Consider the following 13,979-nt stretch of genomic DNA (forward strand, 5'->3'; position numbering starts at 1 on the left):
GTAAAAATCCGCGCTTATCCTGGTTTTATTAGCCTTATCCTTATAAAAAACAAGCCTGAACACTGCCATTATTTTGCGTAAATAAAAGCCAGGCTGCAAGCGAACATTAATTAATGTTTGCTATTGAGTGAGATTCTTATATTCATTACCTGAAGCTATTACTAAATCGCAGATAACTTTTATAATCTCATCAAATAACTGCGCTACTAGACGCCATAATTTATTAGATTATTTAGTAATTATCCTATAAAATATCTGTAATTATCCTAAAATATCTATTGTTAATATGCTAATCTCCACCTGGTACACTGAACAACAAAGTAGAATTAGAAAACTATTTATGTATTGCCTCTAAGGCATCCACAACTACTATATATTCTAGTTGTGGATGTTGTCTTCTAATGAAATAAGTAAACAAATTTGCAATCATAGCAGATAAGGATTACAATAGCAGTTTGCCAGTTTGTTTTTTGATTATTAAAAATAATACTACTCTTAATTAACGAAATATTTTTGAGTAATTATTTATCGGCTAACATAACAAAAACCTTACCATCCTCCTCTCTGATTTAAAACGTTGGTTTAATGGCTTCTCATTCAATGAAATATTAGACTTTTTAATAACAAACAATCATTCATTTAATTAATGAAACGATTTTCAATCGAAAGCAAATTTTATACTTCTGCTCTTTAACAAAGAGCGACTAGAATAACGCCTTTGCGAAGAAATACGTCAAACACATAGCTAAGATGATTGTAATTTCTTTATCTTAATAATAATCCACAATTAGAAATTAATTATTGTTGCTTAGCTATACCTCTAGCAGATCAGAAGTTGCTCTCATCAACAATGTGAGATCAGAATCATTTAACAATCGGTGTCCACCATCCTTTACAAGATGCACCTGAACATCTTCGCTTTCTAAACGATCTGCCAAAATAATTGATAGTTGATACGGTACGCTAGTATCACGCATACCATGAAGCAAACGAACTGGCGCTTTAATTTGTATTGGCTCACGCATAATAAGATGATTACGACCGTCCTCAATTAAATCCATTGTGATAATATAAGGTTCATCAAAAGAATCTGAGTTTTCTAGATACACTCCCTCAGTAACAAGAGTGTGCCGAATATTTTCTTCAAACTTTGCCCACATCAAATCTTCAGTAAAATCTGGCGCGGCAGCAACGCCCACTATTCCAACAATCCGCTCAGGGCGGGCTAAGGCAATTAGCAAAGCTATCCATCCTCCCATAGAAGAACCTACTAAAACTACTGGCCCTGACGTCAATGAATCAAGAACGGTAATCGCATCCTTTTTCCATTTACTAATATTGCCTTCACAAAACAAACCTGATGATTGACCATGGCCACGATAATCAAATCGAGTAAAGGCTTGGCCACGTTTCCGAGCAAACTTTTCTAGTGCCATAGATCTAGTACCAGTCATATCAGACATAAAACCGCCACAAAACATTATACAAGGTTTCCTTCCCAGAAGGTGATAATATGCGATTCTTTCCCCATCTTGCGTAATCATAGTATCAACCACAGCCGCCTCTATTTTTATTATATGACAATTAGCTCTTGTTAAAATTAATTTACGATATATCATCAAAAGTTGATGTACTTGCTTATGGTAAACGGTAACAAAAAAACTTAACTGCTTTTAGCATTTACTTGAAAGATTTTGAAACATTTTCAGCCAAAACCGTAATATGAATAGTCCAACTATCTTACAATTGCTGCCTACTCTAGTTTCTGGAGGTACTGAACGCGGTGCTCTAGATATGGCTAAATCTATTGTCCAGGCTAATTGGCGTTCGCTAATAGTTTCGTCAGGTGGTCCACTTGTGCATGAAGTAGAGCAAATAGGTGCGACTCACATAAAACTTCCTATTCATTCTAAAAACCCTCTACACTGGCGAGCGATATTTAATTCATTAGTTAATCTGATTTATAGTGAAAATATCGATTTAATTCATGCACGTTCCCGCATTCCCGCTTGGATTGGGCTAAAAGTAACGAAAAAGACCCGATTACCATTTGTTACCACCTTTCATCAACACCCAAGCACCTCTAATTTTATAAAACAAACTTACAACTCAGTAATGGTACGTGGAGATAGAGTAATTGCAATCTCGCAGTATATAGCCAATCGTTTACTTATCGAATACAAAATAGATAAAGCTCGGCTGAGGATAATTCCACGCGGAGTGGATCTAGAATTATTTGCTCCAAACAAAGTGCCAATAGAGCGTATGATTAGGTTGATCAACAAATGGCAAATACCTCAGAGTATACCAATACTCCTGATACCAGGACGCCTTTCCGAATGGAAAGGCCATCGACTTGTGATTGATATGCTAGCTCATCACCTAAAGCGTGGTTCTCTATATTGCTTAATCGTCGGTGACTACATGGCTAAGCCAAAAATTAAGAAAGAGCTAGAATCTTATGCTCGTACTTGCGGTATAGATGAATTTATTCGAATCACTGGCTGTACTGACGATATGCCTGCTGTCTATAAGTTATCTGATGTGGTTGTTTCAGCCAGCCTAATCCCCGAACCATTCGGTAGAGCAATGATCGAAGCTCAAGCTATGGGTCGACCAATTGTTGCTTTCGATCATGGTGGTGCGCGAGAGACAGTGATTACGGGTGAAACTGGTTGGTTAGTAAAACCAGGCGATCCTAAAGCATTAGCTAAAGGAGTACTTACAGCACTTAGTTTAAATAAGCGCGAGCGCGCATCTCTTTCCATAAAAGCGATAGATAACGTACGAGCACATTTCTCATGCAGCAAAATGTGCAACAGCACACTAGCAGTCTACAAAGAACTATTAAATACAAGAGGGTATAAGCATTTATGAATATTATTAAAAATATCGCCCTCGATGATAATGCTTGGCTGCATTCTGTTTTACATGGTTGTAAAAAAGATTAAAACACGACAGATAATGCGAAACTCAGTATATTAGCTCAGTATATTAGTAGAACTAATACATAATAGATTAAGCAAGAAAATCCGCTGATTATTAAATAAACCTAACTATCTTCTTCAACATTCATTTAAAATATAAGAAAGATTAGACAATATGTGTTATCTGTACAATCATCTAATTAAGTACTCATCGTTTAATAGTACGATAACTTTGATTAAAAAATCAACTATTTTTTATCACCTGCATAATCTAAAAAGAATTTAAGCTAAATATAAAATTATTATTTTTCATATTGTTATAATATTTTATAAATAAAAATTATAAAATAAATCTTTGCTAAAGAATTTTATTATGTAACATTACATATGTTTGATTTTTAAAGTTATCTATCAGCCAGATAGATAACTTTCTTACGAAGTGTACTTAATTAGTTAATCCTTATTCCCTACTGTTAGAACAGTCGTATAAGTTGAATTAAATTCAATATTTATGAACTGATATACTTCTATACTAATCAATTGACATATTAGCTATAAAATTTGCCTAATTAATACAAACCCAGCAAAGTAGCTTAATAGCTTAGCGCGCCTGAATATTCATGATAATGTTATTGCTCTACAGTATTTGGCATTAATTCCATACTAGTATGGCAAATTTTTAAAGACTCAACATTTAGCTAATATCTCTTCTTAAATACAGTTAAGTGCCGTTCGAGAACGGATAAAGAAATTAGCTATGTTGCAATATACTAAATATTATATTATGACAGCTATTTTTAGGTTTATCTAACGATGAATTAATCAAAGTGATGCGATGGTTTTTAAACTTTGTTAAACTAGGGTAAATAAATTGCTAGCGGAATACTTATTAGTTTTTAATTTGTTTGATCATCATCCTATATTGTATTCTCTCATCTGTTATAAGTAATTTTTTGCGTCATACTACAAAAAAATTACTTATAACAGATTTAGCTATTGGTTAGCATTTAACCTAATCACCCAGCTAGTAGAATATTAAAAGTATTATTATAAAGTATTGATTTTATAGTTGTTTATTGTACAATTATCTTTAATGATTGCTTCCATGTTACTATAAATCAAATTTTTAGTTACTGAAATAACTTTTGTATTCACTAGAAAAAATCATCAGCTGATGCGCTGGTATAGTTTCCGTGCTATCAAGGCAGCTGTATTGTGGCTTGTCTTGATAACAGATAAGATGCAGTATACTTATAAATCGAAGTTATGCATATAATATTAATATTTACTGTTTTTGCTGCTTTACTTTCCTTCTTTGCAACACAAGTTCTGCTGAATATATTGCGACATTCAGCATTCCTTGACTATCCTAACAATCGTTCCAGTCATGCGATCCCAACCCCGCGGGGAGGGGGAATAGCAGTAATCGCTACTATTACAGTTACGGCTATAAGCTGGGAGATTTGCTTTGGAAAAACCAATGGTAACCTCAGTATTATGCTTTGTACTACAATAGCACTCAGCGTTATCTCTTTCATCAACGACTTGAGTAACCTAACTGCTAGTTTACGTCTTATCGCTCATGGCATAGCTGTGATGGTAGGGCTTTGGTCGTTAGGAGGTCGTGGAGCTTTTGGAGCTTATTTACCGCAAATAGCAGATCTAACCTTAAGTGCAATAGCATGGATCTGGTTTATAAACCTTTATAATTTTATGGATGGGATAGACGGCATAGTTGCTGGCGAGACGGCATTTCTTGGTTTTGGCATCGAGAGTCTTGCTTATCTCGGGCTAGCTCCAACCTCATTAGTAAGTTTAAGTGTAGCTATCTTCGGCACTTCTTTAGGATTTTTAATGTGGAATTGGCATCAAGCAAAAATATTTCTTGGCGACTCAGGAAGTATACCTCTTGGCTTCATGATAGGCTATTTACTAATAGCCACTGCAAAATTGGGAGGTCCTGCTTTAGTAGCTTCTCTGATTTTACCGCTAGTTTTCGTAGTAGATAGTTCACTAACCTTGTTGCGGAGAGTTATTCAAGGAAATAAAATGACAGCAGCACATCGAGAACACGCCTATCAGTTAGCTACTCAGGCTGGTTGGTCACATGATAGTGTTTGCCTAATAGTATTGGCTACTAACTGCATTCTTATGGTTTTATCATGGGGGGTATTATTAATAAACCCCTTGTTTTCACTATTCCTTGGAATGATTGTAGCTTTAGGATGTTTTTTCTTTCTTTTAAAGATTGGAACTAGAGCTCAAAGAACTGCATAAGAATTGCTGTCTCAGGACAAAAAACAACACATGCTAGAATTTATTTTAAATACATTAATCAGATAGCCTTTTATAAAAATATTTAGTCGGGTAGACTAGCATAAAGAAAAGCGTACAGGTATAAAAATACGTATTGCTAATCAATTATTATTTTTACTAACTTGCAGATATACTAAAAATCAATCTAGTTACGCTTCTCTCTTCGAGAACTGTCACTAAAAATAGGCGCAGAAAATAACGCAATCTAACAAAATGACTAAACCTTATAGTCTAATCCTCTTAACTGCGTATATATACTAGATTGTAGCTGAAGATTATACCCTAACCGCATAGCCGGTTTTTGTTTTATCTATTAGAGTAATAAATTTTTTAAGCTATTAAAGTGAGAATAAATTATAGCTAGTAAAATATGCTTAATAATTTTTATTAAAAATTTGGCATTGTTTGTGGATAAACAAGTAAAGTATACTTTTATAAGAAATACATTTTATTTAAAGAAGCATATTTTTTTGACAACTTAATTTAAGAATGCAAAGGCATTCTTAAATTAAGTTGTCATTTTTTATTGTACGGTATCTTTTAATAAAGAGTATCAAATTAAGTTGGATAAAAATCCGGCTTTCGTATTTACCAAAATACAATCTAGAAATGAGTGAAACTTGTACAGTCCTCTAATTAAATAATTTATCTATATGATTTATAATAAGTTTATATTATAATTTATTGTTATTCATTCAAACCTTGAAAATTTACTATATCATAAATAACAATCTTAAGTAAATTTCATGATTTATTTAATTTAGGGGGTACAGAAGCTAACTGCTTAGCTATTATATAAATATTGTTTTAACAACTAGTAACAATGAACTCTCCCTAATTGCTAAGATATCACGTTCCATACTACTTACTCGATATCTAGTAACATATAGCTATGATTGGATCCTAACTTGTTTAATATTGCAATTATAAAATGCAGTAAAAATAAATAATTAATGATCGTTAAATACAATTAATATATAATTGAAAAGATAATGAAGCTTCTAAAGTAAAAATAATAAGCGCTTCATATTCCAAAAAATTATACAGAAATATATCAATTTAAAAAATTGACGAAACTCGTAAGTTAGTATTCGATAGGTATTTTTTGTTAAATTCAACCTTAAACATATATTATGTACAACAGTAATAATATATCAATCAATAAAATACATTTATTTAATTCAATCTAACTTAAAGCTTAAATAACAATCTTCAATAACTAATATAATTTAATGACAAAGCTATGACCCATTTGCGGGATGATACACTATAAAAACTATTATGTATGATTAATTAGCGTGTTAAAAATAAATCATACCACATGTTTTACTTATACTATATTCAGCAAATCATAGATGAAAAATTTGTTTAATGTACATCTAAGTGAAGGATAACCTTGGTATTTGCTAATTTTACTGTGAATTAGTTGTAAATACAGTTTCTAATCTATAGAAATCGAAATTGCGTCATCATATGCTGTGTTTGAATTATTTTTAATCTCACTAACTTACGACCTACTACATGAAAGCACGTGCTTTCCGACGTTCTCTGCTGATTTTTGCCCATGATACAGGAGTGGCAGCGATTTCCTTTCCATTAGCACTGTACCTGCAAATTGGGGAGAAAATCACCAGGTGGTCAATACAATTGATTTACACTTGGATACTAATATTTACCTTGCTTACGCTTGGAGTGTTCATTCTAATGCGACTGGATACTGCAATATGGCGCTACACCTCAATCGGTGATCTAGGACGTATTGTACAAGCGGTGTTAATAAATGTTTCCTGTTTTTTCTTACTACTACAACAGTCAAACATTGCCCACTTTGATGCCTTACCCCCCTCATTTTCAGTTATTCAGGCCACTATTTTATCGATCTTATTAATACTGCCACGTATTGGATATAAATTGCTAAAGAATGGAACTATTACAGCAATCTTTAAGTATAAAAACACAGAAGGCAAAGTACCAGTTCTATTAATCGGCGCAGGCGATGAAGCTGAATTATTTATCCGAGAAACCACTCCAAAGCATCGATTTCCGTATATGGTAGTAGGTATTATCGATAATCGAAATTCTCGAACTGGAAGGCAAATCCGCGGTGTGCCAATCTATGGGGGAATTAGCCAATTAGAAGAAGTAATTGAAAAATTGACCATCCATGGCCTACGTCCCCAACGTATCGTCATTACAAAACACAAACTCAATATAATGACAACACGCAAACTAGTACAACTAGCAGATGCAATAGGCATACCAGTAAGTCGTATGCCTGTTTTGAGTATGTTGGAAAGCGTTCACACAAATGAACAGAAAATGTACCTGCGTCCTATTAATATGGAAGATGTGCTTGGTAGACCACAAGCAATCCTTGACAGGCCATCTATGCAAAAACTAATTGAGGGGAAAAGAGTACTAATTACCGGGGCTGGTGGTACAATTGGATCTGAATTAGTCCGCCAAATTGTTAGCCTTAAACCGACATGTATCACCTTAGTTGAGCAGTCAGAATACGCTTTATATCGCATTGATCTCGAACTCGCAGAAATTGCTTCAAATCTACATCATACTGCAATGATTGGTGACATACGTGACCAAGCAAGAATAAACGAGATTTTAAAAGCTACTAAGCCAGAGATCCTCTTCCACGCTGCTGCGCTAAAGCATGTCCCCTTAATGGAAAATAATATTTGCGATGCTGTGCTGACAAATGCTATTGGTACTCGCATTATTGCGGATGCAGCCTGCTTTGCCGCGGTTAAAACCGTGGTAGTAATTTCAACCGATAAAGCAGTAAACCCAACAAATGCTATGGGCGCTACTAAAAAACTTGCTGAATACTATTGCCAAGCTCGCGACCTAGAAGGTGGTACTCGTTTTGTAACCACGCGTTTCGGTAACGTTCTAGGCTCAACTGGCTCGATAGTGCCGCTGTTTCAGCGGCAATTAGAACGTGGAGGGCCACTGACTGTCGCACATCCAGATATCACCCGTTATTTTATGACTGTACGTGAGGCGGTAGAATTAGTTCTGCAAGCCGCTTCTTTGGAAAATAAGCGAGGTGGAATCACTGTTCTGGATATGGGAGAGCCAATAAAAATTGTTGATTTAGCCTCTCGAATGATTAGACTAGCTGGGCTAACTCCTGGGAAAGATATCCAAATAGTCTTTACGGGCCTTCGTCCCGGAGATAAACTACACGAAGAACTGTTTCAAATGAATGAAACGCTAAAGGCTACAAAAATCCCCGCCATACGTCATGCAAATCCTCGCATTACAAATCGCCCACTTATACAAAGCGCTATGAAAGAATTGGAAGCAGCAGCTTCCTCCAGACAAACAATGGCGACCATACAAATCCTAAGTCGGATAGTGCCAGAATATAAAGTTAGTATGCTTAAAGCAAAAATGGATCATAAGGCAATCTAGCCAAGCAACTATACTCACAAATCAGTTTATCCTTTAACTTGATATTTTTTTAAAATAATCTTTAATCATCATATCTTATAACAATACAATAAATAGTTTGTATTTAATTTTAGACATTAGAGTAATAAATTGGGTATAGTATAATTTTTTTTAAAAATTAGATTAAGCATAATACTGCAGTATTAAGCATAATCTGCAGTATTATGCTTAATCTATTGAATATCAAAAGATATCTAAGATAATTTAAAAAACCTTATTAATAAGATATTTGCCAATTTGAACATACAAATATAAATACTTTAATCTTTTTAAACTATTAGATATGATTATATCTAATAGTTTAAAAAGATTAAAAATCTTAATTAATAAAAATAAATACTCCATAATTATAAAGCAAGATTATATTATTAAAAATAATAATAGTTTTTTTTGATTATTCATCAAAAGTCTTGATTAAAAACTGCACAAAAGATCAAATAATATTTGTTAATACCAATATTATTTATCAAATACATAAATTTTTATAATTAATAAATTACAACAGATTTGCTCTTAATTTTAGAGCTTTTTCTATGGCAAACTGTTGAATTTACTTATGTTTAGTAAGTATTTTAATGCAATATTAAATATTCAAGTATATTGGATAAAATAGTAATTTTCTTTAAGTTCATGATCTTTTGTTAAAAAAAAGATCATGAACTTAGTGTTTTAAGTTTATTGAAGAACCTTCATTTACTAATTACAAGATAAAAAATACAGAAAGCTTTTTTTGCTGATATTTTGTCAAAATTTGTCTTTAAAAATAAAATTTTTAGTTGTAGCTTTCAAAAAAGCACGATAGCGCTTTTAATTACGACTTCCTAATTGCAGCAAACAATACTAGTGTTATTATCAGTAAATGATTAATATTTTGAGAAAATTACTTCATAAAATAGCTTAGTTGTTGAACTAAAGATAATTAACTCATTAATCAACATTAATTCTTATTATGAGTAGAAAGAAAAAATTATCTTTACTAGTTATTTACCTGCACAAGAACACATCTTCCTATCATTTGAAACGAGCAAATAATTATTTTCTTATAGTAATTATTGAATGAAGTCTAGAATTGATTTCTAGATCAACCGACATCATTAACCATGCAATTAAGCTAGGTAAGATTAAAGTTTTATAGAGCTAGAAGTATTTATTATAAAACTTAATCATAAGATTATAGGCACATAACTACTAACGCCTACAAAGAGACAATTGCGTTATTTCATAACATGTATTACGAGAAGATTTTTGGTTAGTTATAGATTTTCTTTATTAAGCTCATCGCAATAAGGAGTTTAGGAGGAGTATGAATTCTTTGACTAGTTAGCTTGTATATGCAAGCGCAGTAAAACTGCATACGATACTCACCAGTAATTGAAAAAAATCACAAATGGCATCTATTAGTATCTAATAAGGAGATAAATGATGGTCAACTGCACACGAACAACTCGTAAGCGTTCTCTTGCCAAAACCTTGACTTGGCGAGCAATGGCAACCTTAGATACATTCCTGATCAGTTTGATCATAACTGATAGCTTTGCTTGGGCAAGCTCGATTGCTAGTATAGAAGTTCTAACCAAAATGTTCTTATACTATGGTCACGAGCGATTGTGGTCACGATTTGGATGGGGTATCGATTGATACATGATTAACAAAAACGCCAATATCGTGAATATGATGTTTGGCGAATACTATCTATTTTTAGATGTTTTAGCAATTTATTACATGGTGTATAACAAATAATATAAATATCTTTGTACTTAAAAATCCTATTTTGATATAACAAGCAAATATCTTTTTTTAAAAAATTTTAACCAATTTATTTCACAGCTTATATAATTATAGAGATCTCAGTTTAATTATAATGCGAAGTTATCATTTCTTAAATATTATTAGATATTATCTTAATTTTAACTCAAGATAATATCTAATAATATTTATATACATCAAAAGCTTAATAGATAGAATTCATCTCCTATTTTAAGGATAGGAGTTTAATTAGGCGAACAATAAAATTACTAAAAAAATAAATAGATGCTATAACTTACACCAAGTAATCTTTAATTTTGCTAACCTGAGATAAGTGCCTATAAACAGATTAAGAGTTGATTTTTAGTGCAGCCCTATAGTGAGTTAATTTAGAATTAAACTAATTGTGGCTAATGAATTTTATTTGCTTAGTGCTGATTAATTAATTGATTCACTTTAAGTGTTTAATCTTACAAAACCAGAACCAAACAAAAAGCGAAAAATTCTTTCAACATTTTAAAATAGTTTTGATTAACTTAGCAAAGTCGCTACTTAAATCTATACACAAATAAAGCTTTATAAATTAGTAACTGGAAATATTAACTGATAATTGCAATGGCTGGGGCGGCAGGATTCGAACCTGCGCATAACGATATCAAAAACCGCTGCCTTACCGCTTGGCTACGCCCCACACAAAAGATACAATAAGCAACTCGCACTAAATTGTTAGTATTAAGCTTAATCTATTTTATTAGGTAGTAGTATATTTCGCCTTTTAAAAAACGCTAAAATTTGCTTTTAATAATCTATATCGGATTAATTATTTTTAGGACATGTTCATAACATAACAGATAAGCCAACTATGTATAGTTTTGGTTAAATCAGTATATCTAATCCAATAATTAGGAAATTAAACATGTTATTAATCATGCGCAAGCTCAATTTTGCATAAAAGTCATTCTTAAGATATAAATCTTTTTATTGCTTGATTATTAGTATCAATCTCAATTTACTTTAGGTAATCAACTATAGCAGTTTAGTAATTTTAATCGAATATAAGTATTTTTACACTAAAGAATGCTTATACGAAAAATTCTTTATAATAAGAAAAAGAAAATTTCAATTAGCTTACAGTAAGCGAATTTGGCTAGTAAACTAAACCTAAAAATACTTTTGATTTAATTTGCCAATAAAGAATTATCTTTGTTATGACAATTTTTATAAAGAGTGAACTTATGTCTATTAATCATTATTATGTACCATGTACTTGCTATCTAACAATTTAGAACTCTCTTTGAAAAGAGCACCCAGATGACAAGTTGTTTTTAAGGGAGAATGTTTAAGTGCTTCTTTATAATCAAACTCTCTTTACAAATTTTTGGCATGAATTGTAAGGCTACATTGTAATATACTATGCTTGATCTCCTCAAGAAATCTCATCAAAGGTGATAAAGCATGTTATAAATAATGAATAGACGGTATTCTTATTCACACTTAAATATCAAACATATGACTTGGTCTTCTGGATCATAATCATATACAGTATGTGCTTTACTGTGATATAAATTTAGGGCTATAGTACTTTTTCGATCAATTTATTAGTTAATTGTAGGTTGTGGATTAACAATAATCTGCAATGATATTAAATGTTCATCTAGTAGCAGTATATTTTCTATAATACTATAGCAGGTATATAATTAATATTAAGATAACACTAGTCAAGCAATCTTGACCTAAAATACAATGCTTCATCTTTTATAAAAGCGTATTACCTTTTTTGTGCGCTCTAGGTGCCAGAAACCTTAGCTATTTACATTTAAAAAATGTTTTATAGATATAAATGCACTCAAACAAAAAGTATTCGTTTCGGATTAATCCGAAAGAGTGTATTTTGCATCGAGCTACTCCTAGTATAATATTAAAATATTCGAAATTTTAAACTAAACTTAATATTGGCCTAAACTTAATAAAAATTATTTTGGAAATAATCGGTATTTAAATGGAAAGCTGTTGTTTAAAATTTAAGGCATATAAGCAAAAGAAATATTAACAGCAACTTATATTTAAGTCCATTTTCCATTAGGATATTATTTATTTAACTTATTCAAGTGGATTATAATATCCATCTCTTCTATTAAAAATTTTTTACTTTATTGCATAAATTATTCGAATAAAAGCTATATTTTCTATGCTATTTTTTAGCACTTATCGCTAATAGACCGATTAGTTGATTTATTATTTTAAGATTTAATTATAATAGTCATTTTATATTAGAAATATTTTTACTCTGAATAATTTAAATCACACTAATTAGCAAAATTTATTTAAATAATTTTCACCGATTTTATAGCGTGTCATATGCTATAAAATGCCTAGGACGATGCTTTTACTATCAAACGTCGATTGTGATCAAGTACTTTAAATCAAAATTCTAGATATATTTTTTATATGCGCAAAACTTTTACTTTAAGAATTTACTTTAAAAAAAAGTGCCTATTTAGTTAATTTTTTGCAATAATCATTGCTTAACGCTTAAATTTAACGTAATATAGTCTCGTGTTTTTCTAAATTTGAGTGATTTGCAAAACCTCCTTCTTACAATTAAGAGGAAATAAAGGAAAAATTAACTGAAATGAATGCTAAATTTATTCTGATTTACTTTACGTTAATTAGTGGGATGTTTTACATGATGCCCAGTTTTCTATCCACTAATCAAGGTATCGATAATGCTCTTGCTACCCCTTCATCAAATAAGACAATTCCTAATAAAAATATCGATTGCGCTGGCTCTAATGCTGTCATGAGTAAAGGTATTTGCATCGAAAATGCTTTTTCGCGAGCTAGTGTGGGTTCTATTAAGAATGGCGCAGCCTTCCTAACCATTAAGAACATGAATATTGAAGTGGACAATCTTATTGGAGCAAAAACTCCGATTGCTGACCGTGCAGAGCTACATACGCATCTAAATAAAAACGGCGTAATGAAAATGCGTAGATTAGATTCAATATTTCTACCAAGCAAAGGTTTGCTGAGTATGCAGCCTGGTGGCAACCATATCATGTTGCTAGGCTTGAAAAGCTCCTTAAAGAAAGGAGATAGCTTTTGTTTGACTTTAATTTTTGAAAAAGCAGGCGAAATTACTTGTAACGTATCAATTGGGGAAATTGATGCGATGCACAGTCCAGCCGCTACTTGATAGCTTATTAGTATGCGAAAAGAATAGCCATAAGTAATAAATTGATCGTTAATTAGGTTTTTTTCTAACTGTGTTTTTGTATCATTGTATATATAGGAGTAATGTACCTTTTTATTAGGTAAAAATTAATGATTCATATATAATTAAAAATTTAGTGCAATAACTTATATAGCACTAGTTGTTATCACATTATTATGTTAGCTAGCTACCATTCAGATTATTTTTGCAGCTTATTGTAGTAAACCTGGTATTTTGAGTGTGGTTTAATTGTATGTTAGTAAAATAATATAGAATTTTATAGCACTCAGTATTAAATAATTTTT

General features: G+C 31.7%; 6 protein-coding genes and 1 tRNA gene. 5 read left to right on the forward strand and 2 right to left on the reverse strand.

The window, feature by feature from the left end; translation table 11 throughout:
• Window positions 1–812: 812 nt before the first annotated feature.
• A complete protein-coding gene (locus tag P856_RS03285) occupies window positions 813–1,556 on the reverse strand; it encodes an alpha/beta hydrolase (protein ID WP_227028662.1) in 744 nt (247 codons plus the stop codon).
• A gap of 166 nt (window positions 1,557–1,722) precedes the next feature.
• Here P856_RS03285 and P856_RS03290 point away from each other — a divergent pair, with 166 nt between their 5' ends.
• From P856_RS03290 to P856_RS03305, 4 genes are all read left to right on the forward strand, one after another.
• Window positions 1,723–2,877: a glycosyltransferase family 4 protein gene (locus P856_RS03290; RefSeq protein WP_025300749.1), complete on the forward strand. Its 1,155-nt coding sequence runs from the start codon at window positions 1,723–1,725 to the stop codon at window positions 2,875–2,877.
• A gap of 1,316 nt (window positions 2,878–4,193) precedes the next feature.
• On the forward strand, window positions 4,194–5,204 hold the full coding sequence (locus P856_RS03295) for an MraY family glycosyltransferase (protein WP_052323032.1): 1,011 nt from the start codon (window positions 4,194–4,196) through the stop codon (window positions 5,202–5,204).
• 1,560 nt (window positions 5,205–6,764) lie between these two features.
• Window positions 6,765–8,675, forward strand: a complete 1,911-nt coding sequence (locus P856_RS03300) for a polysaccharide biosynthesis protein (RefSeq protein ID WP_025300751.1) — start codon at window positions 6,765–6,767, stop codon at window positions 8,673–8,675.
• A gap of 1,461 nt (window positions 8,676–10,136) precedes the next feature.
• Complete coding sequence (locus P856_RS03305; protein WP_052323033.1) at window positions 10,137–10,352, forward strand: DUF2061 domain-containing protein; 216 nt, start codon at window positions 10,137–10,139, stop codon at window positions 10,350–10,352.
• A 724-nt stretch (window positions 10,353–11,076) separates the two neighbouring features.
• Here the strand turns inward: P856_RS03305 and P856_RS03310 are convergent.
• A tRNA-Gln gene (locus P856_RS03310) sits at window positions 11,077–11,151 on the reverse strand.
• Between the two features lie 1,995 nt (window positions 11,152–13,146).
• On the opposite strand from P856_RS03310, the gene P856_RS03315 reads away from it, so the two are divergent.
• Window positions 13,147–13,656: a copper chaperone PCu(A)C gene (locus P856_RS03315; RefSeq protein WP_025300753.1), complete on the forward strand. Its 510-nt coding sequence runs from the start codon at window positions 13,147–13,149 to the stop codon at window positions 13,654–13,656.
• The last annotated feature ends 323 nt before the right edge of the window (window positions 13,657–13,979 follow it).

Origin of the sequence: Candidatus Endolissoclinum faulkneri L5 (assembly GCF_000510265.1) — a bacterium.
Classification (GTDB): domain Bacteria; phylum Pseudomonadota; class Alphaproteobacteria; order Thalassobaculales; family Thalassobaculaceae; genus Thalassobaculum; species Thalassobaculum faulkneri_A.

Bases quoted from the DNA above. Each gene is read 5' to 3' on its own strand.
- P856_RS03300 (WP_025300751.1), top strand. From the start codon at position 6,765: ATGAAAGCACGTGCTTTCCGACGTTCTCTGCTGATTTTTGCCCATGAT.
- P856_RS03295 (WP_052323032.1), top strand. From the start codon at position 4,194: ATGCATATAATATTAATATTTACTGTTTTTGCTGCTTTACTTTCCTTC.
- P856_RS03315 (WP_025300753.1), top strand. From the start codon at position 13,147: ATGATGCCCAGTTTTCTATCCACTAATCAAGGTATCGATAATGCTCTT.
- P856_RS03305 (WP_052323033.1), top strand. From the start codon at position 10,137: ATGGTCAACTGCACACGAACAACTCGTAAGCGTTCTCTTGCCAAAACC.
- P856_RS03290 (WP_025300749.1), top strand. From the start codon at position 1,723: ATGAATAGTCCAACTATCTTACAATTGCTGCCTACTCTAGTTTCTGGA.